The sequence below is a fragment of the Sphingomonas sp. MMS24-J13 genome, from assembly GCF_044905095.1.
Classification (GTDB): Bacteria; Pseudomonadota; Alphaproteobacteria; order Sphingomonadales; family Sphingomonadaceae; genus Sphingomonas_I.
Genome location: NZ_CP173258.1, coordinates 4,718,497 through 4,742,354, shown reverse-complemented (window position 1 = coordinate 4,742,354; position 23,858 = coordinate 4,718,497). Strand labels below are relative to the sequence as shown.

The following is a 23,858-nucleotide window of genomic DNA, read 5'->3' as shown; positions in this document are numbered from 1 at the left end:
CGTTTCGGCGCGATTACGCGAAGATTGCACCGAAATCCCTGAATGGGTTCTGGGGTTCCTCGTTATGTTATGTTCAGCAAAGGGCTAGCAAGCCCGCCGACGAGCACGGCGAAATTCTTCTTTCTCGAAAGACACTTAGCCTTGCGATGCATCAACAGTACTAGGCGGGCACCGCGCCTCGCGCCAGCCCGCGCCGCCAATTGGCGGCCGTCATGGTCGCAAGATATTCCGCCTGCATTTCGGGCGTGAGCACCTCCATCATCTGGCGCCCCTCGATCCACATTTCGATCACGCCGAACATGCCGCCGCGCTTGCGATATTTGGCCGGCCAGCCTTCACGCTCGGCGATGGCGAGCACCTGCGCGCGGTCGAGATCGGTCGCGATCGCGCCATGGGTGGCGGTGTAGGTAACCTGCCCAGTATATTCGCCCCAGGCATCGGCATCGCCCTCGCTCTCGCGCAACACGACGTCGATCGGATAGACTTCGAGCCCGGTACCGCGTTCGTCGCCGGCCATGACGAGCCAGCTATTTTCCGCGACCGGCGGGAAGGCGAGCGCCTCCCCGCCCCACAATTCGGCGATCACGCCGGCAACGTGCGCCGGATCGTGCGCCGCGATCGACATATGAAACAGCATTGGTGAGCACCCCTCTCCCGTTCGTCGCCGGCCCCATGCAATGTGACATAAATTGTGTCAATCACAAATTTGACACGGATTATGTCATTTCCTACGAGGCCTGGCATGGCCGATATCGATCCCCCCGCGCCGGGCCGCCGTGCGCAGAAGAAAGACGAGATGCGCACGCGCATCAGCGACATGGTGATCGAACTGCTCGCCGAAGGCCGGCTCGACCTCAACCATGACGTGATCGCCGATCGGATCGGGATCGGGCGGCGCACCGTCTATCGTTATTTCCCCGATCGCGAGGCCCTCCTGGCAGCCGCGACCGATCGCGTGCGTGAGATGGCGGGGCCGCGCGTCACCTTTCCCCGCGACGAGAACGATCTGCTTGGGACGCTCCACGATATCCACACCGGCTTCGATAGCATCGCGCCGATCGCGACCCTGATGCGATCGACCCCGCAGGGCCGCGCCATGCGCAAGGCGCAGAACCAGCGCCGGATCGACGCCTACACCGCCGCGACCGCCGACGCGGTCAAGGATCTGCCGCCCGAAGACCAGACGCTGGCCAGCGCGATGATCCAGGTGCTCCACACGACGCCCTGGCTCGAGATGCGCGATCATTGGGGCCTGACGGGCGAGCAGATCGCCACCGCGACCGGCTGGGCGATCCGCACCCTGCTCAAGGATCTGCGCGAGCGCGGCAGCCGGCCGATCGGCGATCCGGAAGGCTGAGATCGAGCAGGAAAAAAATTTCGCCGCGGTGCAACCCACCTGCGGGCTTGTCCGTAACTGTAGGCAGAATGGCCCCGAACGATCGTTCCAGTATGGGCCGTCCAGTTTTGTACGAGTAGCTTAAGCGTATCTGCGTGCCAGCATACAGGCGTCCGGGACAATCCCGGGCGCCTGTCCTGTCTCGCCCAAGTTTGCGCGATGACGATGAGGAGATGCCATCGGCGCGGGAACGCATTCCAGGCGTCGCGCTACGCACAGTCTGCGGCATATCCGCGCCGCGGCAAGCTGGGCCGCGGCATCGCTGACCTCGGGCGGCACCGCGTCGGCTCGCAACCGCCCCATCAATCCGGACGATCGGTCATGTGTTTCGGAGGCCCGGGCATGGCTGGAAACCGCCACGACCGACTAATTTCCTCCCGCAGCATCGATGGCGATGCTGGAAAAATCGGAGGAACTTCAACATGAAAACGTTTGTCGCTGCGCTCGCCACTTCGGTCTTCGCCCTCAGCGCGAATGCCATGCCCACCGAAAAGGCACCGATCGTCCTGGTCCACGGCGCTTTCGAGAATGACCAGGTCTGGGGCCAGGTCGCCGCGAAGCTGCGGAAGGACGGCTACCAGGTCGTCGCCGTCGACCTTCCTGGGCGGCCCGGCAATCCCATGGCGCCCGACAAGGTCAGCCTGGACCTCTATCGTGATGCCGTCGTCAAGACGATCGGCTCGGTCAAGCGCCCCGCCGTCGTCGTCGGCCACAGCTTCGGCGGAATCGTGATCTCGGCCGCCGCCGAGCAGGCACCCAAGAAGATCAAGACGCTGGTCTATCTTGCCGCCTACCTGCCGCAGGACGGTGACTCGCTGGTTTCGTTGGCCCAGCGCGACCCGGACGCCAAGATCGGCCCGCACCTGCAGATCCAGAAGGACAAGGGTATCGCCTCGATCGAATATTCGGCGCGCGCCGACCTGTTCGCCAATGGCGGCCCCGAAGACCTGCGCAAGGCGATCCCGGATCTGATCCTGGACGAACCGCTGGCACCGCTGGCAACGCCGGTAAAGCTGACCGCCGCCAATTTCGGCAAGGTCGATAAGGCCTATATCCACACGGCAATGGATCAGGTCATCAGCCCGGCCTTCCAGGCCAAGATGGTCGCTGCCACCCCCGTGCGCGTGGAGTACGCTTTGCCGACCGGCCACACGCCGTTCCTGACCGACCCGGACGGCCTGGCCGATGCGATCGAACGCGCCGCGCAGTAAGGCGAAGCCGATCCGGAGGCCCGACATGGGGCGGGAGCAACGCATTGTCCCGCCCCACCACCGGCGGCCATGTCGTCAAACCGGCGACTGCTGCTGCCGGATCTCGCTGGGCGCATATCCGAAATGCGCCTTGAAGGCGCGGCTGAACGCCGCATCCGAAGAATAGCCGCATCGATACGCCGCCTCGGTGACTTTCAGGCCACCGCCGCGAAGCATGTCCGCGGCGATCGTCAGGCGCCATCGCGACAGATAGCGCAGTGGCGGTTCGCCCACGACTGCGTTGAAGCGCTCCGCGAAAATGGAGCGGGACATCATGGCCACCTTGGCGAGCGATTCCACGGTCCAGCGATCGAAGGGGTTGGCATGCATGGCGCTGAGGACGCGGCCGATGCGTTCTTCGCCCAGTCCGCCGAGCCATCCCGTGCGGTTCGCCTCTGCGGCGGCCCAGCTGCGCAGCGTTCGAATGACCAAAAGGTCGATCAGTCGCGAGATCATGAGGGAGGAGCCCGGATTGGGCTGCTGCGCTTCGGCAACCAGGAAGTGCGATATCGCCTCGAGCCAGGGCGGCGCACCGGCATCGCCGCGCGGGATGAGGATCAGCGGCGGAAGCGCCGACATGATCGCCGGCAGCGGGCTCCCCTCCAGGCTGAAGAACCCGCTGACCAGATGCGCCGCCGCCCCCTCGCCGCCATGCCGCAGGATCAACTCGTCCCGATCGAAATGGTGCGCCGCGACCGTGCCGATATCGTCGGCCGCCGAATTGAGCGCATCGGTTATCACATGACCATCGCCCAACGGGAGCAAGACCAGGTCGCCCTGCTTGATCCGGACAGGCTTCCCGCCGGAGGGCGCGACCCAGGCTTCACCGTGCTCCACGAAATGGAAATGAGCGGGCCCGGCGGGAAGCTCAGTCCCCAGGGTTCACCGAGAAAGGCGGTATAGACCAGTTCGCCGCGCAAGCGGATCAGCGTCAGTACTTGAGACAGCACGTCGTTCCGCGCTGCCGACATTCCAAAATGTTCCGTCATCCGGACGATCCATCATGCAATCCGGAAGCCACAGCGTGTCCGGATCCCCTCGATCGGCTTGGTTCCTGCCCATCGGCTCGCTCCCCTAGACCCGATCACAGGAAAGGAACACCGACATGAGCAACGAAAATGCGACCCCGGCCTCGGCGAACGTCTCCAATCCCATCGTCAGCCTTAGTCCGCGTCTCGGGGCATTTACGTAATGTCGGTCGGCAGGGGATGAGAGATCATGCCGCCATCAACCTCCGTGGGGTAAGCACGATGATGCATGCATTCGCAATCGGCCATGATGGCCCCGTTGCCGCCGCCGCGATAAGCCGCCTATGGGATGCGGGTTATCACTCGATCTTCCGCGTCGATGAGCCGCGCGAAGCCGCATCGCTTCTCGCATGCGCGCATCCTGACCTGATACTGATTCTTCCCGATGCTGCCGCGCGGGATTCGATGAACGAGTTGCGCCGGATCGGCACGGCAGCCGACGCGCCGGTCATTGTCGCAACGCATGACGTCGATCAAGCACTCGACTGCCTGGGTCCGGTCATGCCGCTTGAACAAGCGTTCCGTTCGACGGCTCTCCAGGAAGCGCGGCTACCTCTCGCAGCGTGAACGAGCGCCACCCAAAGCCGGAATAACCTCGCGTCGTCGAGAACGAGCCGTCAGCCATCGGCGAAGGCCGTCACGGGTTGCTCACCTCGCGCAGCGGTTCGCGATCCCTGCAGTCTGATCCCCTCCGTACCTTTCCGTATTCTGCCGAGGCGGCTTGCCGATCATCCTGCGATCATGATGACCGATCAGACCACCCTTACTCCGCCCCATTCCGCAAACCAGCCGATGCCGCCTGAGGCGGCATTGGTGCTCTGGCTGGAAACGGTCGGCAATCGGGATGTCCCGACGGTCGGGGGCAAGAACGCCTCGCTTGGCGAGATGATCGCCGCGCTTCGCCCCAGCGGCGTGCGGATTCCCGACGGGTTCGCGACGACGGCGTCCGCCTATCGCGGCTTCGTGGCCGCGAATGATATCGGGCCACGCCTGCGCGCGGCGCTGGAAGCCTATCGTCGCGGCGAGGCGGATCTGCCGCGAACCGGGGACGCGATCCGCCGGCTGTTTCTCGAATCGACACTGCCCGAACCTTTGGCGACCGCGATCAGCACGGCCTATCGCGTGCTTTCCGTGCGAACCGGCAAGGCCGAGCCAGCCGTGGCGGTGCGTTCCAGCGCAACCGCCGAGGATCTGCCCGATGCGAGCTTTGCCGGGCAGCAGGAGACCTTCCTCAACGTGGTCGGCGAAGCGGCCCTGCTCGATGCCTGCCGGCGCTGTTACGCGTCGCTCTTCACCGACCGTGCGATCGCTTATCGCGAGGACAAGGGATTCGACCATCTCGCCGTCGCGCTGTCGATCGGCGTGCAGCCCATGGTGCGGTCCGATCTTTCGGGGTCGGGTGTGATGTTTTCGATCGATCCCGAATCCGGCTTTCCGCGCGTAGCGGTGATCAGCGCCGCCTGGGGACTGGGCGAAACGGTGGTCCAGGGCTCGGTCGACCCCGATGAATATGTCGTGTTCAAGCCCCTGCTCTGCGACGGCCGGCTAAAGCCGATTCTCGACAGGAGGCTGGGCGCAAAGGCTACCAAGTTGATCTACGCCGCCACAGGCGAGGCCCGCACCAGCCTGGTCGACACCAGCGAGCAGGAACGCCACAGCTTCGTGCTCGAAGATACGGAGATATTGGAGCTCGCCCGCTGGGCGGTGCTGATCGAGGAACATTACGGCCGCCCCATGGACATGGAATGGGCGCGCGATGGCGAGACCGGCGAGATCTTCATCGTCCAGGCGCGGCCTGAGACTGCTGGCGCTGGTCGCAAGGCGACGCTCAGCCTGTGGCGACTGACGGGCAAGGGCGCGCCGCTGACGGCTGGCGCGGCTGTCGGCGACGCCATCGCCAGCGGTCCTGCCTGCATCATTCGCGATCCGGCAGACCTGGCGCGTTTCCCGGATGGGTCGATCCTCGTCACCGAGAAGACCGATCCCGACTGGACGCCACTGATGCGCCGGGCCGCCGGGATCGTCACCGATCATGGCGGCGCCACCAGCCACGCAGCGATTGTCAGCCGCGAGCTGGGCGTTCCGGCGATTGTCGGCAGCGGCAATGCCACCACCGTCCTGAAGGACGGACAGACGATAACCCTGAGCTGTGCCGAAGGCGACCGCGGGGTCGTTTATGACGGCGCAGTGCCCTTCACGCGCGAAGATATCGACCCGGCCGGCCTGCCCGAGGCGCGGACCGACCTGATGATCAACCTGGCGACGCCGGGATCGTCATTCCGCTGGTGGCGGCTTCCGGCGAAGGGAGTCGGCCTTGCCCGCATGGAATTCATCATCAGCGACCTGATCAGGATTCATCCGATGGCGCTGATCCATCCCGAACGCGTTTCCGATCCCACCGCGCTGGCCGAGATCGAAACCCTGACCCACGGCTACGCGGACAAGAGCGAATATTTCATCGATACGCTCAGCCGTGGCATCGCCCGGATCGCTGCGGCCTGCCACCCTTATCCAGCGATCGTCCGCCTGAGCGATTTCAAGAGCAACGAATATGCCCATTTGATCGGTGGCGCCGATTTCGAGCCGATCGAGGAAAATCCGATGCTCGGCTTCCGCGGTGCCTCCCGCTATTATCACGAGCGCTACCGCGAGGGCTTCGCGCTCGAATGCCGGGCAATCCGGCGCGCCCGCGAGACCGTTGGGATGAGAAACATCATCGTGATGGTGCCTTTCTGCCGTACCGTCGATGAGGCGGACCGGGTGCTTGCGGAAATGTCGCGCCATGGCGTGGAGCGCGGCGAGGACGGCCTGCAAATCTATATGATGTGCGAGATTCCCGCGAACGTGATCCTTGCCGAGGACTTCGCGCGCCGTTTCGATGGCTTCTCGATCGGCTCCAACGATCTTACCCAGTTGATCCTCGGCGTCGACCGGGACTCCGAGATACTCGCGCCGCTTTTCGACGAACGAAACCCGGCTATCACGCGCACCATTCTCGACGTGATCCACCGCGCTCATGCCAGTGGCATCAAGATCGGCATCTGCGGGCAGGCCCCCAGCAACTATCCCGACTTCGCAGAGCTTCTGGTCAATGCGGGCATCGATTCGATCTCGCTGAATCCGGATAGTTTCGTCGACACTCTTCGACATGTGGCGAAGATCGAACATGTCGAAGGCTCCGCCACTGGCCATGACCCCGTCGTACCCGGGACCACAGGCCAGACGGCATAGGATCCACTTCTCGCATTCGTCCGCGCGCGCGGACTCATGGGTTTCCGAACCGGTGCGATTGCCCACCGACGCGGCGATGCTGGTGCAAAAGAGAATTCACCATGTCGACCCAGCCCCAGCCCGACACGATCCGGCCTCGGCCGCTCTGGGGTGGTTGCGCAGCGTGCGACGAATGCCCAGCCCTTCGGCGAGATCGCCGAGATATGCCTCTGCTTCGCCGCCCATGGCGATAATCGCATTCGGCGACCTCACGGACCGGATTCGAAGGTGAACCGGCGATAACCACCCGGGCCCGCTCGCGGCTGAATTGGAGCACTTGGAGCCAGCCGCCAGGCTTCAGGCCATGGTGTTGATCGCCTTGCGGAACTGGAAGAGCGCGATGGTGAAGAAGACCGCACCGATGGCGATGATGGCGAGGAACTGCGGCCAGACGACGGTGATATCCGCACCGCGGTAGAGGATGCCCTGCGCGAGCTTCACGAAATGGGTCGTCGGCGCAGCGAGCATCACGTCCTGCACCAGCTTCGGCATGCTTTCCCGGGGCGTGCTGCCGCCGGACAACAGCTCAAGCGGCACGATCGTCAGGATCACCAACAGCCCGAATTGCGGCATAGAGCGGGCGAAGGTGCCGAGGAAGATGCCCATCGAGGTCGTGGCGAAGAGGTGGGCTGCAGCGCCCAGCAGGAACAATCCGACCGAACCTTCGATCGGCACATGCATCGCACCTTCGACGATGAAGGTGAGTGAGAACCAAGTGGCGACCAGCACCACCAGTCCCATCGACCAGACCTTCGCCGCCATGATCTCGAATGGGCTGACCGGCATCACCAGCAGATGCTCGATCGTGCCATGCTCGCGCTCGCGGATCAGCGCCGCACCGGTGAGGATGATCGAGAGGATGGTGACGTGGTTGATTACCTGCATCACCGCGCCGAACCAGAGCGAGGTGAGATTAGGGTTGAACCGCGAGCGCACCGCGAGGTCGACCGGCAGCGCGGCGGCCCGGCTGTTGCGTCCGGCATAGCCATTGATCTCGCCATTGACGATCTGCTGGATGTAGGCGTTGCCGGAAAAGGCCTGGGCCATGCGCGTCGCATCCACGTTGAGCTGGATTTCCGGGCGACGGCCGGCGAGCAGGTCGCGCTGGAAATTCGGCGGGACGTCGAGGACGAAGGTATAGAGGCCCTGGTCCATGGCGGCATCGACCGCCTTCTGGTCGATCAGCGCCGGCGGCGTGAAGAAGGGCGGATAAAAGGCATTGATGATCCGCTGCGAGAGCGGCGACCCATCTTCGTCGACGATCGCGATCGGCGCCTTGTTGAGCGTTTCGGGAATGCCGCTCGCGGCGACATAGACCGAGGCGGTAAAGGCCCAGAGGATCAGCACGACCATCATCCGGTCGCGCCACAGGCTGCGCATTTCCTTGACGCCAAGTCGTGCGATGTTGGAGATCCGCAACGCTCAATGCTCCTGTTTGCGCACCAGCGCGATGGCGGTGGCCATCAGCACCGGCGCGGTGATCGCCAGTGCCAGGAAGGCGCTGGGCAGGTCGGCGATCCCCAGTGCCTTGCAGAACACGCCGCGGCTGATCGTCAGGATATGAGTGGCGGGATAGATCTCGCCGATGAACTTGCCCGTCCCCTCGAGCGAGGCAACCGGCGTCAACATGCCGGAGAATTGCACGGCCGGGATGATCGTGCCGATCGCCGTGCCGAAGATTGCGGCGATCTGGCTGCGCATGAACGTCGAGAAGATGAGGCCTATCGCCGTCGAGCTGAGGACGAACAGTAACGATCCGAGCGTGAGCGCAAGGAGGCTGCCCTTCAAGGGCACGCCGAATGCCGTTACCGCCAGGATCGTCAGCAGCGCGAAGTTGAACATCCCCAGCGCAACATAGGGAAGCTGCTTGCCGAGCAGGAATTCTGCACGGGTGACGGGAGTGACGTAAAGATTGACGATCGATCCCAGTTCCTTCTCGCGCACCACGCTAAGCGCGGTCAGCATCGAGGGGATCAGCAGCAGCAGGATCGGGATCACGGCGGGGACGATCGCGACCAGGCTGGCGACGTCGGGATTGTAGCGGTAGCGTGTCTCGATATTCGCAAGGCCGAGCGACGGTCTCACACCCAGCTCGCGCATTGAGAAATCGGAGAGCCAGGCGGCATGCATCGCCTGGACATAAGAGAGAATCGTCTCCGCCCGGCTGGGCATCGATCCGTCGACCCACATGCCGATCGAAACCGGCGTACCGCGCCGGATATCGCGCGCGAATTTCTCGGGAATCTCGATGACGACGCTCAACTCCCCGTCGCGCATCCGTCGGTCGAGCTCGGCATAGCTGTGGACCGGCTTGCGTTCGACGAAGTAGCGCGAGCCGGACAGGTTCAAGGCATAGTTGTGGCTCGTGCCCGTCCCGTCACGGTCGAGCACCGCATAAGGCAGGTTCTCGACATCCAGCGTGATGCCGTATCCCATGATGAACAGCAGAAAGATGCTGCCGAGCAGCGCGAGCGTGGCGCGAATCGGGTCGCGGCGCAGTTCCAGCGCCTCTCGACGGGAATAGCTCAACATGCGGCGCTGGCTGAAGCGGGTCGGCACATCCGGCACCCCCTCCGCCTGAGCGAGCGCCGGCGCCAGCGGCGGCGCATCCGCGATCGGGGCGCCGTCCGCATCGCGGCCGCCCATGCGCTTGAGATATTCGATGAAGGCGGCTTCCAGATCCGGCGCCCCGCTCGTCCGCACCAGTTGCGCCGGCGTGTCGGTGGCCAGCACTTTGCCCATATGCATGAGAGCGATGCGGTCGCAGCGTTCGGCCTCGTTCATGAAGTGGGTCGAGATGAAGATCGTCACATGATCCTTACGGGCAAGATCGATCATCATCTGCCAGAAGGAGTCGCGCGCGATCGGGTCGACACCCGAGGTCGGCTCGTCGAGGATCAGGATCTCCGGCGCGTGGATCATCGCGACGGCGAGGGACAATCGCTGGCGCTGGCCCAGCGGCAAGCTTTCCGGATACGCATCCATCAGGTCGGCGAGACCGAACCGCCCGGCCATCTCCGCGACCCGGTCCGCCACATGCGCAGTTGCGACATGGAACAGTTGGGCGTGCAGTTCGAGATTCTGCCGCACCGTCAGCTCGGTGTAGAGCGAGAAGCTCTGCGACATATAGCCGACGCGCCGGCGCGTCTCGATGTCGCGGGGATCGACGGCGCGGCCGAGCAGCAGCGCCTCTCCCTCACTGGCGGGGAGCAGCCCGGTCAGCATCTTCATCGTGGTCGTCTTGCCGCAGCCGTTCGAACCGATGAAGCCGAAGATCTCGCCGCGCTCGATGCGGAAATCGACATGATCGACCGCGGTGAAGTCGCCGAAGCGCTTGGTGAGCCCGCGCGCCTCGATCGCCGGCGTTCCATCACTGGAGGGATCGCGCGCGGGGATGGTCACGGGGTGATATTCGCGCCGCCGGTCCTCCGGCAGGAGCGCGATGAAGGCTGCCTCAAGCGTCGTGGTTTGCGTGCGCGCCAGCAGGTCCGCCGCCGTGCCGGTCGCGAGGATGCGCCCGGCATCCATCGCCACCAGCCAGTCGAAGCGCTCCGCCTCCTCCATATAGGCCGTCGCCACGAGCACGCTCATCCCCGGCCGGCTCGCCCGGATGCGACCGATCAGATCCCAGAACTGCACGCGTGAGAGCGGATCGACGCCGGTGGTCGGCTCGTCGAGCAGCAGCAGGTCTGGGTCGTGGATCAGCGCGCAGCACAGGCCGAGCTTCTGCTTCATGCCCCCGGAGAGCTTGCCGGCGGGGCGTGTGCGAAACGCCGTGAGGCCGGTCGCGTCGAGCAGCTCCTCGATCCGGCGCTCGCGCTCGGCCTTCCCCTGGCCGAACAGCCGCGCGAAGAAATCGATATTCTCGAATACCGAGAGGGTAGGGTAGAGATTCTTGCCCAGACCCTGCGGCATATAGGCGATGCGCGGGCACACGCGCCTGCGATGCGCGGCATCGGCCATGTCGCCGCCCAGCACCTCCACCTTACCCTCCTGAATGGCGCGCGCGCCGGCGACGAGCGCGAACAGACTCGACTTGCCCACCCCGTCCGGCCCGATCATTGCGACCATGCGGCCGGCGGGCATATCGAGATCGACGCCGTCGAGCGCCGCCTTGTCGCCGAAGCGCAGGCGCACGCCGGAGAGGCGGACGGCGGACTTCGTCATTTGGCCGGAGTCAGCGCGAGCTTGGCGGGCCAGGGCTTGGTCGGGTCGATCCGGACATAGGCCATGCCCGGCATGCCGGATTTCACCAAGGCGGGATATTGCGCGAGCAGCCTGGGGTCGATCGAAGCGCGCACGCGGAACATCAACTTCTGGCGCTCGTCCTTGGTCTCGACGGTCTTGGGCGTGAACTGCGCGACATCCGCAACGAAGGAGATGCGCGCCGGAATCACGCGATCGGGCGCGGAATCGAGCACGATCCGCGCTTCGTCGCCCATCCTGACACGGCCCACTGCCTGCTCGGGGAGGAAGAAGGTCAGATAGGCGCCGCTCAGGTCGATCAGGTTGAGCACCTTGCCCCCTGCCCCCACGACTTCGCCGGGCTCGGCGATACGATACTGGACGCGCCCCGCGCGCGGCGCGCGCAGCACCGCATCTTCGATGTTCACGTCGAACTGGCGGGTCGCGGCCTGCGCGGCACCGACATTCGCGCGCGCTCCTGCGACCTGCGACCGCGCGGTGGCGATGGCGGCGTCGAGCGCCTCGACCTGCGCCCGCGCGGCTTGCACCGCAGCTTGGGCGCTCTGCAGACGCCCCTGGTCATCCTCCTGCTCCTGGCGTGGCGTCGCGCCCTCGGCGGCGAGCTCGGTCGACCGTCGAAGATGCTGGCGGGCAGTGGCGAGGTCAGCCTCGCGCTGGCGGAGTTGGGCGACGGCCGAGGTACGCTGACTCAGCGCCTGGGCGACCTGCGCCTGTGCCGACTGGACCGTGATGAGCGCGCCCTGGCTCTGCGCCAAAGCCTGCGCGCGCTGCGCCTGGATCGCATCGACGTCGATCGTGGCGAGCACCTGCCCCGCCTTCACGGTGTCGCCCTCTTTGACGAGAACCTCGCGGATGCGCCCAGGCAACTTGGCGGCGATATCGACCTCGGTCGCCTCGATCCTGCCGTTGCCGCTGGCGATGCCGGCGCCCAGCGGATCGCGGGTAAGATAATGCCGGGCGATCAACACGATGGCTACGAGGGCGATCGCAATCCCGACGCGGATCGCCCATTTCCTCCAGTTGACCTTCATGGATTGCGCCCCTGCGGTTTGAATTCTGGTTCGGGTTCGGGAAAGCCCCCACCGAGGGCTACGTAGAGCGCAACGCCGCTCGCCAGCCAGGCACGGCGCAACTGGATCAGTTGCTGCTCGGTGGAAAAGCGGTCGCGCTCGGCATCGAGCACTTCGAGATAGGCGGAGCGGCCGGCGTCATAGCGCAGTTGGGCCAACCGCGAGCGTTCGGTGAGCGCCTTGATCGCCTGCTGCGTCGTTGCGATCTGTTCGGCCAGCCAGTGCCGCTGCGCGAGCGCGTCGGCCACGTCGCGGAAAGCCGTCTGGATCGTCTTTTCATATCCGGCGAGCATCTCGTCACGTTGTGCTTCGCTGAGCCGCAGATTGGCGTGCAGCTTGCCGGCCGTGAAGATCGGCAGCGAGACGCTGGGGCGAAACAGCCACAGGCCGGTGCCTTTGCCGAACAGTCCGGCGAGATCGTCGCTCGTGCTCCCCGCCATACCCGTGAGGCTGATGCTGGGGAAGAAGGCGGCGCGTGCGGCGCCGATGTTCGCTTCCGCGCTGCGCAGCTGGTGCTCGGCGGCCGCAATGTCCGGGCGGCTCGTGAGCAGTTCGGACGGAAGCCCGGGCGGAATGGACTGCTCGAGCGCAACCTGTGTCACACTGTGCTGGAGCGCATTCTCATCGACCGGTTCTCCCACCAGAAGCGCGAGCGCGTCGAGATTCTGCGCGCGCGCCAGTTCGATCGCCTGGATCGCTCCCAGCGCCTGGGTCCGCAGCGTTTCCGCCTGGGTGACTTCGACGTTGGACCCCGAACCGACCCTATAGCGCCGCGTCAGGATATCGAGCGATCGTTCGCGGTTGGTGAGCGTGTTTCGCGCCAGCGCGAGCCGCTCGGCATATTCGCGATCGGCGAGATAGCCGGCGGCGACCTGTCCGATCAGGCTGGTGGCCAGCCCGCGCCGAGCTTCACCGCTTGCCAGATATTGCTCGAGTGCGGCGGCGCGCAGACTGCGCAACCGGCCGAACAGATCGATCTCCCAACTCGTCTGCAAAAGTCCGTTATAACTGGTGAGCGTATCGTCCCGCATCAGCAGCGCGAGGTTATCGGGCACGCCCGCTTTGACCATGCCGGCCGAGCCGCTCACTTGGGGCGCGAGATCGGCGCCGCGCACGCGCAGGACCGCGCGCGCCTGGTCGATCCGCGCAGCGGCCGCCCGGAGGTCGCGATTGTTTTCGAGGGCGCGGCTGATCAGGGCCTGCAACTCGGGCTCGGCAAAAAACGCGCGCCATCCGATGTGCCCCGCCGACGGCGCGGTCGGAATGTCCTGCACAAGCGGATAACGCGCCGGGACCGGCATTGCCGGATGCATAGGCCTGGGCGTCAGCGAGCAACCGCCCAGAAAGAGCGTCGCTGCCAACGGCTTAATGATAAATTTGATCCGACTCGCCAATCTCTGCCGCCCAAAAAAGCATTTCAGGGACCATCCTGTTACTGCGATGCAGCGAAGCCCGGCATAGGGAATGCTACGAATGCGCCACCGCCCCTGGTCGAGTTATCGGAAGAGCCGGCAACGCGTCAGTCCGGCGCCGCGGCCTGACTGGCGGAGCCGATATGAGGAACCGATGCAGTACCCTTCCCTCCGGTATGAATGAGTGCCACTTAGCCCCTCCTTCACCTTGGCAACTGTTGCTGGCGCCCCACGTACCGGTCGTTCTCCCTTTGCGGGTCCGCCAGACGGTACAGGCGGTCGCGGCGCTCGGCCTGCCGGCGCTGAGCGCGGACGTGATCGATCGGCGTGCTGCGCGGCGACGTTCCGCGCATCCTCCCCATGATCGCGATCATGCTCGCCGTGGCGGTCGTCCAGATCCTGTTCGCGACCGGTACCGCATGGCTCGGCGGGCATCGCGATGGGAAGCGGGCGCGACCCGCGCTGGGCGGTGTTCACGCGTGTCCCGCTTTTCTCGCTCACCGAAGTGCGGCACCTCGGCGCGCCTATGTGTCACGCGCACCACCAATGACATGCAGCAGCTCGAGACCGTGCTGGTTATGGTGCTGACCATGGTAGTCCCGCGCTTTCAATGGCGGTCCTAGCCATAGCGCGGACGTCATCGAGTTGATCTAACCAACGAGGAGCAATCAGGAAATTGGATACCGTTACAATTGTCCTTCTTCTGCTGGTCGCGGTGATCCTGAGCGGCATCCTGTCCCGGGTCGTTCCCCTCGCTCTGCCTAGGCCGCTATTCCAGATCGCGCTTGGGGCGGCGATCGGCCTCGTAGCCGGCTGGCGGGTCACACTCGATCCCGAGATCTTCTTCCTGCTGTTCTTGCCGCCTTTGCTGTTTCTCGATGGCTGGCGCATACCCCGTGAGGAGCTGTTCAAGGATGGCAAGACCGTCCTTGAGCTTGCGCTGGGCCTTGTCGTCTTCACGGTCGTCGGCACGGGGTTCCTCATCAACTGGATGATCCCCTCAATGCCGCTCGCGGTCGCCTTCGCCCTGGCCGCGGTGCTTTCTCCCACGGATCCGATCGCGGTTTCCGCGATCGCGCAGCGCGTGCCGATCCCCAAGCGTATGATGCATATCCTGGAAGGCGAGTCCCTCCTCAATGATGCATCCGGCCTGGTCTGCCTGCGCTTTGCCGTAGCCGCGGCGCTTACCGGCGCCTTCTCGATCCAGCATGCGACGCTCAATTTCCTTTGGGTGGCTTTCGGCGGCATAGCTGTCGGCACCAGTCTCACCTGGGGTGTGTCGCGAGCCAAGAGCTGGATCGCCCGGCACTTTGGCGAGGAGGGCGGCTCGCAGATACTCATCAGCCTCCTGATCCCGTTCGGTTCCTACCTGGTTGCCGAGCATCTCCATTGCTCGGGCATCCTCGCGGCCGTCGCAGCCGGCCTCACCATGGGATTTGTGGAGACGTCCGGCGAGTTGCAGGCGCTTACGCGGATTCGCCGCAACACGGTATGGGACACGATCCAGTTCGCCGCCAATGGCATCATTTTCGTGCTCCTGGGTGAGCAGCTTCCGATGATCCTGGCGAACGCCGCCGAGACGGTGCGGACGACTGGTCATCACGAACCGTGGTGGCTTGCAGTTTATGTTCTTGCCATCAACGCCGGCCTGGCCGCCCTGCGCTTCTTGTGGGTATGGCTCTCGTTCCGGCCAACCCTCTTCCGGGTTGGAGAAGCGCAGGCGACGCCCAACTGGCGGCTCGTCGCAGCGATGTCGTTTGCCGGTGTTCGGGGAGCGATCACGCTTGCGGGCGTCCTGACGCTGCCGCTGGCAATGTACGACGGCGCACCATTTCCGGCACGCGACCTCGCCATTTTTCTAGCGATGGGAGTGATCATCGTGTCTCTAATCGTCGCCAGTCTCGGCTTGCCGTTGGTTCTGCATGGACTGAAGATGCCGCCGGAGCCTTCCCATCTGGCTGAAGAGGACGCGGCACGCGCGGCGGCAGCCGTCGCTGCCATCGCGGCCGTTGAACGCGCGGAACACGAGATGGCTGAGGGACGGACCGATGCCGACATCTATGTCGCGGCGGCGGACCGGGTGATGGGCGCCTATCGGCAGCGCATCGAAAGCCGGCAGGGCAATGCGAAGGAAACGGCATCGATTCGGATTTCGGAAAAGATCGAGCGTGACCTTCGGCTCGCCGGGATCAGGGCGGAGCGTGCCGAGATTTTTCGCAGGGCAAGGCATCATGAACTCGGAAGCGAGCTCACCCGAAAATTGACCCGCGAACTTGATCTGCTGGAAGCGAGATACTCGATGTGAATTGGCGCGGACAGGGGCTTGTTCCAAGCAGAACCATTCAGTCCCTCAGGCCGCGGTCGGATGCTTTCTCGCTTGACGCGTTTCGAGCCTCGATCCGGCTGCGGCGCGCGAGCCAATATACTGGTCTCGGAACGGGGATATTCGTCAGGATGGTGCGGCCATGATCCGTGAAGCCGCCTCATTTGCAAGCTGATCAATACAGGCATCGGTCGCCAGACCAAATGCGTCCACGATTGCGCCGACATTGTTCCGACCGGCATGAGCCTCCGAAGCAACTCGCCATGAAGCGACCAGCGTTCCATTCGCCCGAAGAAGTCGCGCTTCGCCGTTCAACGTCACGGTCGGCGGGGCATCCGCGTTAGCGCTCGCAGAATAGGCAGCTTCGAAATGGTCAATCCTCACATCGAGGATGCGGCTGGCATTTCTCGCCCGATCGGTGGCAGTAACGATCATGATTTCGGGGGCGTGGCGAGCGAAGCCATACTCGACAGCCTTGGAGAAGAGATCCGGGGCCGGCGCGATCCAGCGTGCTCCCTTCAGATACATTGCCTGCCGGCCACGAACGGTCAGCAGGCGGTCACCATCGATCCCGGTGGCAAAGTTGACCGTCAAACGCACCGTTTGCCGCACCACGACGGCACCGTCCGTGGCAACCGGCAAGGGCGCCGCCCCCTCGAGCCGATACAGCGTCGTCGCGGGCTGGGGTGCCAGAAGCGAGGCGGCACAGCCACACAGCGATAGCGGCGCCAGCCAGGCACAGGCGCGAAACATGATCATGGCCGCAATTCCAGCTCTTTTTCGCGCGCGGTGCCCAAAAGGGTCTTGGGGTCCCGGCGTACCTCACGAAGCAGGCGATCGAGCGAGTCGGCGGCTCGTTGGATGCTGAGCATCGTCGCATCGAGATCGGGAAGCGTCGTGGTCGAGATCTGCTCGCTTTGCGCATCGATCCGCCCCAGCGTTCCCCGTGCTTGCCCGATGGCGAGCTTGAGTTCGGCTGCCGCATCGGCGATGTCCGACGCGGCACGGCGTCCATCGCCTTCCGAGATGCCGCGCACCGATGCCGCCGCGACCTGGATATCGCTCGCGGCGCTGTCGAGCTTGGCGAGCGTTGAGGCGGCTCGGCCGAACATGGCCCGGTTGGCGGCGATCTCCTGCGTGGTCAGATGCACGTCGTGTACCGTGGCCGAAAGCTCGGCAATGGTCCGGTCGGAAAGCAGCCGATTGATGCGATCGAGCGTCTCGGTAGCGCTCCGTACCATCTTGCCCCCGCCGGGGATCAGCGACGACGTGGCATCGGCGCTGCTTCGGATGACCGGTCGGTTCTCATGGGAGGTCTTCCTGAGAAGCGGCTGCTGTACCGAGCCGGCTGTGATCTGGACGATATTCACGCCCGATATGCCCTGGGTCTCCATCGTCGCTACCGAACTGGTGCGCACCGGTGTTCCCGAACGGAGCTCGATGTCGGTGATGACCCGGCTGGGATCATGCTCGTCGAGTGCGATCTTCTGAATCCGCCCCATGGTGATGCCGTTGAACTGCACGTCCCCGCCCTCTCCCAGACCGCGCACCGGCCCATCGAAGACGATGCGGTACTCGTCGTAACTACGGCTGAAATCGGTCCGCCCCAGCCAGACTATGAAGATCAGCGCCGCAAAGATAATCGCGGTCGAAAACACGCCGACCAGTACATAACGGGCATGCCGCTCCATCAGTGCCTCTCCCGCACGGCACGGCCGCGCGGCCCCTGGAAATATGCCTTGATCCAGGGGTGCTGCGAATTCTGGACTTCGGCCAGCGGCGCCAGTGCGATCACGCGCCGGTCGGCCAGCACCGCCACCCGGTCACAGATCGTATAGAGTGTATCGAGATCGTGGGTGATCATGAACACGGTGAGGCCGAGCGCGTCGCGAAGATCGCGCACGAGCCCATCCAATGCATCGGCGCCGATGGGATCGAGTCCGGATGTCGGCTCATCGAGGAAAAGCAGCTCGGGATCGAGGGCGATCGCCCTGGCAATACCGGCACGCTTGCGCATGCCGCCGGACAGTTCCGCCGGCATCTGGGCGCCGACCTGATCGGGAAGGCCGACGAGCTTGATCTTCAACGCCGCCATGCTGTGCACGAAGTTCATGGGCAGTCTGGCATGTTCCAGGAACGGCGCCTCGACATTCTCCTGGACCGACAAGGCCGAGAAGAGAGCGCCTTGCTGGAACATGACACCGATGCGCCGTTCGATATCGGCCTGCCGGTCAGGATCGAGAACATCGTGGCCGAGCACGGTGATCGTCCCTGCATCGGGTCGCTTGAGGCCAAGGATCGTGTTGAGAAGGACCGACTTGCCCGAGCCTGACTCGCCGACGACACCAAGGATCTCACCCCGGCGTACGTCCAGATCAAGGCCGTCGTGAATCACCCGGCTGCCGAACACCGTGCGCAATCCGGCGACCCGGACCAGTGTCGAGGCGCCATCCTCGCCGCTCACAGATCCAGCTCGGTAAAGATCATGGCGAAGATCGCGTCGAACATGATGATGAGAAATATCGACTGGACAACCGCCGCCGTGACACGGCGCCCCAGGCTTCCCGTATCGCCTCCCACCATGAAGCCCTGGCGACAGCCGGTGGCGGCGATCACCACGGCAAGAAAGGGCGCCTTGCTCATCCCGATCCAGAAATGCTTGATATCGACTGTCTCGAGCGTTCGGCTGACGAAGAAGACCGGGCTGATGTCGAGCGTCAGCCAGCTGATCAGCAGTCCACCGACTATGCCGCCCATGTCGGCACAGAAGGTCAGGAGCGGCATCATCAGCAGGGCGGCGAGAACGCGGGGAACCACGAGAGCGTCGAACCGGTCGACGCCCATGACCTGCATCGCATTGATTTCCTGGTTCATCCGCATAGCGCCGATCTGTGCAGCGAACGATGACGCGGAACGGCCGGCAAGCAGGACGGCGGCGATGACCACGCCGAACTCGCGCAGGACCGCGACCCCGACCATTTGCACGGTGAATACCGATACGCCGAACTCGGCGAGGATATTGACGCCCACGAGCGAGATGATCGCTCCGACAAAGAAGGTCATGACCATCGTGATCGGGATGCTGTTGAGACCAGCCTCTTCCATGACCGCTACAAGCGGTGTCATTCGCAAGCGACGCGGCCGCACAACGGTACGCGCCAGCGCAACCACCATCTGCCCTACGAATTCCATCGCATGGTAGAGTTCGCTTCCTTCCGCTGCGATAGCTCTGCCGATCCGCTCGAAAAAGGCGATGATCCCATGGTCCGCGCGCACGGGGGACGGTGCGGCCAGCAGCGCCGGACGGACGATGTCCATCAGTCGGCGCAGATCCTCGCGGTCCGACAACCGATCCGCCGCCTCCGCCACGACAGCGCCGAGAATAGCGTAGACGCCGGCGCTATCTGCCCGCCCCATTTGCGAAACATCGACCGCATTATACCGGCCCTGTCGTTTGACCGCACTCTCCAGTCTTGCTGGGATCGTGCCGAGCGTCAGGACCGTCCAATCTCCGATCGCGACAAGCTCCAGACCTTTGGCGGTGTGACGAAGCGTATAATCGGTCTGTACGACCGGACGCTCGCCCGCACCATTCGCTTCGGCATGGACCACGGATCTCCCTCAGCCGGATACAGCGACACTGGACAGACAGGCCCATCCATCGACACTACGCGGTCGAACGAAAGTGGCCGTCTTCTTGTCGAGGGACATGATTATCTCCGAGCGATGAACGGTATCTCGAACCATCGGCAGTCTTTTCATCGCTCGCGCACCGATGCGCGGTAATCCGCAATGCTACGTAAAGCTGTTCCTCGTGATCGCGGGAGCGGCGCGCATCGGCAGTGTGAGCCCCGTCGTCGCGACGAAGCTGTCGCCCCGGTCGGCGGGAAGCGTGCCTGGTTCCTGCCTGTCAGCCCTCAGCCTTTTGCCGACTTGGTCCTATCGCGGCGAATACGCGCCCGGCGCTTCTCCTTCTCGACAAAATGCATTGCCTCGAGCTTCAGGCCATCGGGGTCGAGAAAGTAGACGGCGTAATAGCCTTCTCCATAATCGGGATAGTCGGCTGGCGTGTCGACGATTTCGACCTCCTGCTCCAGCAGGAAGGCATAGAGCGCGTCGACCTGTTCCCTCGTGGCAAGCTCAAAGGCATAGTGATGGTAGCCGATATTGCCGGCGCGGTGCTTGTGGCACCGGCCTTCCGCATCCGCCTGGGTGATCCAGAACATCGTCTCGCCGTTGTTCCAGCCGACGACCTCGCCGAACTCCCATTCGCGCTCGAACTCCATGAAGCCGAGCAGCGCGTCATAGAAGCGCTTCGATCGCGCCAGATCGCCCACCCGGATGGCAAGGTGGTCAATGCCGATTACCTGGACCAATGCATGTCTCCTTCTGGCCGGCGCCGTCATCGGGGTCAGCGGGCAGCGCATACCCGCCGGCAACTTCGGCTTCACACAGCGGCACGGGCCGTGGCCGTACGTTGGCGCTTTTCATGGGCGGCGCGCTCGAGCGTCTCGCGGAAATCGGGGTGCGCAAGACCGATGAGCGCCCGCGCGCGCTCATCCACGGTTTTCCCCTTCAGGTCGGCCCAGCCATGTTCGGTGACGATGATATGCGTATCATTGCGCGGCGTAGTCACCGGCCCATCGAGCGCAGGCACGATCCTCGAGATCGTGCCTTTCGCCGCCGTGGAATGACAGGCGATGATGGATCGACCGCCCTTCGAGGCATAGGCGCCGCGCACGAAATCGAGCTGCCCGCCTGCAGCGCTATACTGCCGCCCGTTCATACATTCGGAGTTGCAGGCGCCGTCCAAATTGACCTGAAGCGTCGCGTTCACCGAGATCATGCGCGCATTGCGCGCGATCACTGCGGGATCGTTGACATAGTCGACCGGGTGGGCCTCCAGGAGCGGATTGCCGTCCATGAAATCGTAGAGCGCCTTGTCCCCCATGGCGAAGGTGAAGACCGAGCGCCCCTGATTGATCTGCTTCCGGCTGTTGTCGACCACGCCCAGGCGCATCAGTTCGACAAGGCCGGGCGCCATGAGCTCGGTGTGGATGCCGAGATGGCGATGCTGGCGCAGCGCCGCGCAGACGGCATCCGGCAGCGCACCGATGCCCATCTGGATGCATGCGCCGTCCTCCACCAGTCCGGCGATGATCGCACCGATCGCAACATCTTCGGCATGGAGGGGCATGCCAGGCACTTCCAGCAAGGGTATTTCATGCTCGACTATGGCAGTCACCCGGGACACATGGACCACGCAGTCGCCATGCACCCGCGGCATGTTTGGATTGACCTCAAGGATCACCCGCTTGGCCGTCCGCGAGACCGCCAGTGCATAGTCGGTATCGGTCCCGAAGCTGAAATTGCCGTCCTCGTCCATCGGCGACACGGTAATGAGCAAGGTATCGACGCCGATATGTTCGCACAACACCCGGGGAACCTGGCTGAACGCGACCGGAATGACGTCCACGGGCTGCGCGCCTTCGGCGGCCGCGCGGGCATCGAGCGCACGTTCGACCGGGCTGTGGAACAGGCAGATCGGCCTGATCCGATCGCGCAGTTCGTAGCGAAGCACGGTCTCGCCCGCGATCGCGGTGGAGAGCATGTAATAGAGGTGGATGTCCGAAACCGCGCACGCCGCCGCGCGATCGGCCAACGCGCGCAGCAGCGCGGGCGGCTGCGAAACGCCCAGCCCCATCGCTACCTTCGCGCCAGAGGGAATGAGCGCGATCGCCTGATCCGCGGTCATGATGCGCGAACGATAGAGCATGGCGTCAGAAGTCATCGGAAGCGAGCGCCATCAGCGGTGCGGACCCGGCGTCGATCTGCTGCGCCAGTGCGGCGCTCTGCGGCAAGATGCGCGTGGCGAAGAATTCGGCGACCAGCAGCTTGCGCCGGTCGCGGGCCGTCGCGCTATCGCCCTTCGCCAGCGTGATCAGCGCCATGCGCAGCCACAGCCAGCCGAACGTCACCAGCGTGAACAGCCGCAGATAATCGCTGGCGGCCGCATTCTGCTCGAGATTGTTGGCGAAGTCGCCCTGCCCCAGCCGTTTGGTGGCGGTATCGAGCAGCCCCAGGGCCGCCTTCAAACGCTCGGCGATCAGGGTGGCGCCCGGCTGCGCGGCTGCTTGCGACAGCGTATCGCCGATCATGGCAAGGAAGGTCCGCACCGGCGCGCCGCCATCGATTCCAACCTTGCGAGTCACCAGATCCTGCGCCTGGATACCGTTGGTGCCTTCGTAGATCATCGTGATCCGCGCATCGCGCACGAACTGCTCCTGACCCCATTCGCGGATATAGCCATGTCCGCCGAGCACCTGCTGGCCGAGCACCGTCGCCTCGAAGCCCATGTCGGTGAAGGCCGCCTTGACGACCGGGGTGAGCAGGGCGACCAGCCCGGTCGCCTCCTTGCGCACAACCTCGTCGGGATGGGCCTTTTCCCTGTCCATCTCCAGCGCGGTGAACACGGTCAGTGCACGGGCGGCCTCGATGAAGGACAGCATGGTGAGCAGCATCCGGCGCACGTCGGGATGCTCGATGATCGTGGCCGTTCCCGTCCCCCGGGCGCCCGCCCCTGGCGGCGCTCCTTCGCATAGGCGGCGGCGGTCTGGTAGGACGCCTCGGCGACGCCCAGCCCCTCGACCCCGACGAACAGCCGCTCCGCGTTCATCATCGTGAACATGGCAGCGAGCCCGCGGTTGGGCTCGCCCACCAGCCAGCCCTGGCAACCGTCATAGTTCATGACGCAGGTCGGCTGGGCATGGATGCCCATCTTGTGCTCGAGCGAGCCGACGCTCAGCGCGTTGCGCGCGCCGAGCGTGCCGCCTTCATCGACCAGATATTTGGGGCAGAGGAACAGGCTGATCCCCTTGCTGCCCGCCGGCGCGCCCGGCAGCCGGGCGAGCACGAGATGGATCACATTCTCGGCCATGTCATGATCGCCCGACGAGATGAAGATCTTAGAACCGGTGATGCTGAAGGAGCCGTCCTCGCGTGGAACGGCAGTCGTCTTGAGCAGGCCGAGGTCGGAGCCGGCCTGCGCCTCGGTGAGCGCCATGGCACCGGTCCACTGGCCCGAGACCATGTGCGGCAGGTAAAGCGCCTTCAGCGCCTCGCTCGCATGGGCATCGATGGCTTCGGTGGCGCCACGGCTCAGGCCAGGAACCAGCCCGAAGGAAAGATTGGCGCTCGACAGCATCTCGTCGACGAGAATCTGCACCGTGCGCGGCAGGCCCTGCCCGCCGAACGTGGCGGGGGCCGACAGGCCAGGCCAGCCTCCCTCGACGAGGCGCCGATAGGCCTCCGGAAACCCCTTCGGCGTGTGGACAATGCCATCCTCCAGCCTGCAGCCTTCCACGTCAGCGCTCTGGTTGAGCGGCCGCAATACCTCCGCGCAGAAGCGTCCAGCCTCCTCCAGAATGGTGCGGACCAGTTCGGTATTGACCGCGCTGAACTCGGGCAACGCAGCAAACACATCGTCGGCTTTGAAAAGCTCCTCGAGCAGGTAAGTCATGTCATCGACGGGGGCAGTATAACCGGGCATCTTCAAATCCTGTTCGGCTGGCCGGGCTGAGGGATGTCATCCCGTGGCCCGGCATTTCGCTCAATTTCGCAGCGGCTTTCCTGACCTCTCGCGTGGGCATCAGGTGGACATCCTCGTCATCCGGCGACGGGCCGATGCAGCACGAATGCTGCCATCGCCCGCCACCGCATGATATTGTCCACTGATAGAGGCCGAGATTCCTTCTCGCCGTCCGTATCTCTACTTAGCGGGACGATCGGAACTGCGCTGAGGGTCAGCCCAAGGTTGGGTCGTTTACCGGCTAAACCCGACCGGCGGTTTCCGTCGGGACGATCAAAATGGAGTCACCGAACGCGCTTGGCATCCCTGACCGGT

General features: G+C 64.4%; 18 protein-coding genes and 1 pseudogene. 5 read left to right on the top strand and 14 right to left on the bottom strand.

The window, feature by feature from the left end:
* Positions 1 to 160: 160 nt before the first annotated feature.
* Positions 161 to 637: a hypothetical protein gene (locus tag AB4Z44_RS22160; protein WP_404711815.1), complete on the bottom strand. Its 477-nt coding sequence runs from the start codon at positions 635 to 637 to the stop codon at positions 161 to 163.
* Between the two features lie 105 nt (positions 638 to 742).
* Between AB4Z44_RS22160 and AB4Z44_RS22155 the strand changes: the two genes are divergently transcribed.
* Complete coding sequence (locus tag AB4Z44_RS22155; RefSeq protein WP_404711814.1) at positions 743 to 1,357, top strand: TetR/AcrR family transcriptional regulator; 615 nt, start codon at positions 743 to 745, stop codon at positions 1,355 to 1,357.
* 461 nt (positions 1,358 to 1,818) lie between these two features.
* Positions 1,819 to 2,607, top strand: a complete 789-nt coding sequence (locus AB4Z44_RS22150) for an alpha/beta fold hydrolase (RefSeq protein WP_404711813.1) — start codon at positions 1,819 to 1,821, stop codon at positions 2,605 to 2,607.
* Positions 2,608 to 2,682: 75 nt separating this feature from the next.
* Here AB4Z44_RS22150 and AB4Z44_RS22145 read toward each other — a convergent pair whose 3' ends face one another.
* On the bottom strand, positions 2,683 to 3,483 hold the full coding sequence (locus AB4Z44_RS22145) for an AraC family transcriptional regulator (RefSeq protein ID WP_404711812.1): 801 nt from the start codon (positions 3,481 to 3,483) through the stop codon (positions 2,683 to 2,685).
* 371 nt (positions 3,484 to 3,854) lie between these two features.
* Between AB4Z44_RS22145 and AB4Z44_RS22140 the strand changes: the two genes are divergently transcribed.
* Entirely contained in the window at positions 3,855 to 4,241 is a 387-nt protein-coding gene (locus AB4Z44_RS22140; protein WP_404711811.1) for a hypothetical protein, read from the top strand.
* A gap of 225 nt (positions 4,242 to 4,466) precedes the next feature.
* Positions 4,467 to 6,905 (top strand): phosphoenolpyruvate synthase, encoded by a 2,439-nt coding sequence (gene ppsA / locus AB4Z44_RS22135; RefSeq protein WP_404714307.1) that lies wholly within the window; start codon positions 4,467 to 4,469, stop codon positions 6,903 to 6,905.
* 336 nt (positions 6,906 to 7,241) lie between these two features.
* Here the strand turns inward: ppsA and AB4Z44_RS22130 are convergent, their stop codons facing one another.
* The 5 genes from AB4Z44_RS22130 to AB4Z44_RS22110 all read right to left on the bottom strand — a co-directional run bounded on the left by AB4Z44_RS22130 (position 7,242) and on the right by AB4Z44_RS22110 (position 14,006).
* The gene (locus tag AB4Z44_RS22130; RefSeq protein WP_404714306.1) at positions 7,242 to 8,324 is read right to left on the bottom strand and encodes an ABC transporter permease; all 1,083 of its coding nucleotides are present in this window, start codon (positions 8,322 to 8,324) and stop codon (positions 7,242 to 7,244) included.
* 42 nt (positions 8,325 to 8,366) lie between these two features.
* Complete coding sequence (rbbA, locus tag AB4Z44_RS22125; RefSeq protein WP_404711810.1) at positions 8,367 to 11,111, bottom strand: ribosome-associated ATPase/putative transporter RbbA; 2,745 nt, start codon at positions 11,109 to 11,111, stop codon at positions 8,367 to 8,369.
* On the bottom strand, positions 11,108 to 12,181 hold the full coding sequence (locus tag AB4Z44_RS22120; protein ID WP_404711809.1) for an HlyD family secretion protein: 1,074 nt from the start codon (positions 12,179 to 12,181) through the stop codon (positions 11,108 to 11,110). The genes rbbA and AB4Z44_RS22120 overlap by 4 nt, the downstream gene beginning before the upstream one ends.
* Positions 12,178 to 13,521, bottom strand: coding sequence for an efflux transporter outer membrane subunit (locus AB4Z44_RS22115; protein ID WP_404711808.1), 1,344 nt, complete (start codon positions 13,519 to 13,521; stop codon positions 12,178 to 12,180). The genes AB4Z44_RS22120 and AB4Z44_RS22115 overlap by 4 nt, the downstream gene beginning before the upstream one ends.
* Positions 13,522 to 13,835: 314 nt before the next feature.
* Entirely contained in the window at positions 13,836 to 14,006 is a 171-nt protein-coding gene (locus AB4Z44_RS22110) for a hypothetical protein (protein ID WP_404711807.1), read from the bottom strand.
* Between the two features lie 302 nt (positions 14,007 to 14,308).
* Between AB4Z44_RS22110 and AB4Z44_RS22105 the strand changes: the two genes are divergently transcribed.
* Positions 14,309 to 15,937 carry a Na+/H+ antiporter gene (locus AB4Z44_RS22105; protein ID WP_404711806.1) on the top strand — a complete coding sequence of 543 codons (1,629 nt, stop codon included), beginning with the start codon at positions 14,309 to 14,311 and terminating at the stop codon, positions 15,935 to 15,937.
* A 144-nt stretch (positions 15,938 to 16,081) separates the two neighbouring features.
* On the opposite strand, the gene AB4Z44_RS22100 is transcribed toward AB4Z44_RS22105, so the two are convergent.
* From AB4Z44_RS22100 to AB4Z44_RS22070, 7 genes and pseudogenes are all read right to left on the bottom strand, one after another.
* Entirely contained in the window at positions 16,082 to 16,714 is a 633-nt protein-coding gene (locus tag AB4Z44_RS22100) for an ABC-type transport auxiliary lipoprotein family protein (protein WP_404711805.1), read from the bottom strand.
* Positions 16,711 to 17,646, bottom strand: a complete 936-nt coding sequence (locus AB4Z44_RS22095; protein WP_404711804.1) for an MlaD family protein — start codon at positions 17,644 to 17,646, stop codon at positions 16,711 to 16,713. The genes AB4Z44_RS22100 and AB4Z44_RS22095 overlap by 4 nt, the downstream gene beginning before the upstream one ends.
* The gene (locus AB4Z44_RS22090) at positions 17,646 to 18,419 is read right to left on the bottom strand and encodes an ABC transporter ATP-binding protein (RefSeq protein WP_404711803.1); all 774 of its coding nucleotides are present in this window, start codon (positions 18,417 to 18,419) and stop codon (positions 17,646 to 17,648) included. Before AB4Z44_RS22090 ends, AB4Z44_RS22095 begins: the two co-directional genes overlap by 1 nt.
* Positions 18,416 to 19,567, bottom strand: coding sequence for an MlaE family ABC transporter permease (locus AB4Z44_RS22085; RefSeq protein ID WP_404711802.1), 1,152 nt, complete (start codon positions 19,565 to 19,567; stop codon positions 18,416 to 18,418). The genes AB4Z44_RS22090 and AB4Z44_RS22085 overlap by 4 nt, the downstream gene beginning before the upstream one ends.
* Before the next feature lie 305 nt (positions 19,568 to 19,872).
* Positions 19,873 to 20,382, bottom strand: a complete 510-nt coding sequence (locus tag AB4Z44_RS22080; protein ID WP_404711801.1) for a VOC family protein — start codon at positions 20,380 to 20,382, stop codon at positions 19,873 to 19,875.
* A 20-nt stretch (positions 20,383 to 20,402) separates the two neighbouring features.
* A complete protein-coding gene (locus AB4Z44_RS22075) occupies positions 20,403 to 21,746 on the bottom strand; it encodes an acetyl-CoA hydrolase/transferase family protein (protein WP_404711800.1) in 1,344 nt (447 codons plus the stop codon).
* A pseudogene (locus AB4Z44_RS22070) lies at positions 21,736 to 23,504 on the bottom strand (acyl-CoA dehydrogenase family protein). Before AB4Z44_RS22070 ends, AB4Z44_RS22075 begins: the two are co-directional and overlap by 11 nt.
* Between the last annotated feature and the right edge of the window lie 354 nt (positions 23,505 to 23,858).

Bases quoted from the DNA above. Each gene is read 5' to 3' on its own strand.
- AB4Z44_RS22160 (WP_404711815.1), bottom strand. From the start codon at position 637: ATGCTGTTTCATATGTCGATCGCGGCGCACGATCCGGCGCACGTTGCC.
- AB4Z44_RS22155 (WP_404711814.1), top strand. From the start codon at position 743: ATGGCCGATATCGATCCCCCCGCGCCGGGCCGCCGTGCGCAGAAGAAA.
- AB4Z44_RS22150 (WP_404711813.1), top strand. From the start codon at position 1,819: ATGAAAACGTTTGTCGCTGCGCTCGCCACTTCGGTCTTCGCCCTCAGC.
- AB4Z44_RS22140 (WP_404711811.1), top strand. From the start codon at position 3,855: ATGAGAGATCATGCCGCCATCAACCTCCGTGGGGTAAGCACGATGATG.
- ppsA (WP_404714307.1), top strand. From the start codon at position 4,467: ATGCCGCCTGAGGCGGCATTGGTGCTCTGGCTGGAAACGGTCGGCAAT.
- AB4Z44_RS22130 (WP_404714306.1), bottom strand. From the start codon at position 8,324: ATGCGCAGCCTGTGGCGCGACCGGATGATGGTCGTGCTGATCCTCTGG.
- rbbA (WP_404711810.1), bottom strand. From the start codon at position 11,111: ATGACGAAGTCCGCCGTCCGCCTCTCCGGCGTGCGCCTGCGCTTCGGC.
- AB4Z44_RS22120 (WP_404711809.1), bottom strand. From the start codon at position 12,181: ATGAAGGTCAACTGGAGGAAATGGGCGATCCGCGTCGGGATTGCGATC.
- AB4Z44_RS22115 (WP_404711808.1), bottom strand. From the start codon at position 13,521: ATGCCGGTCCCGGCGCGTTATCCGCTTGTGCAGGACATTCCGACCGCG.
- AB4Z44_RS22110 (WP_404711807.1), bottom strand. From the start codon at position 14,006: ATGATCGCGATCATGGGGAGGATGCGCGGAACGTCGCCGCGCAGCACG.
- AB4Z44_RS22100 (WP_404711805.1), bottom strand. From the start codon at position 16,714: ATGATCATGTTTCGCGCCTGTGCCTGGCTGGCGCCGCTATCGCTGTGT.
- AB4Z44_RS22095 (WP_404711804.1), bottom strand. From the start codon at position 17,646: ATGGAGCGGCATGCCCGTTATGTACTGGTCGGCGTGTTTTCGACCGCG.
- AB4Z44_RS22080 (WP_404711801.1), bottom strand. From the start codon at position 20,382: ATGCGCTGCCCGCTGACCCCGATGACGGCGCCGGCCAGAAGGAGACAT.
- AB4Z44_RS22075 (WP_404711800.1), bottom strand. From the start codon at position 21,746: ATGACTTCTGACGCCATGCTCTATCGTTCGCGCATCATGACCGCGGAT.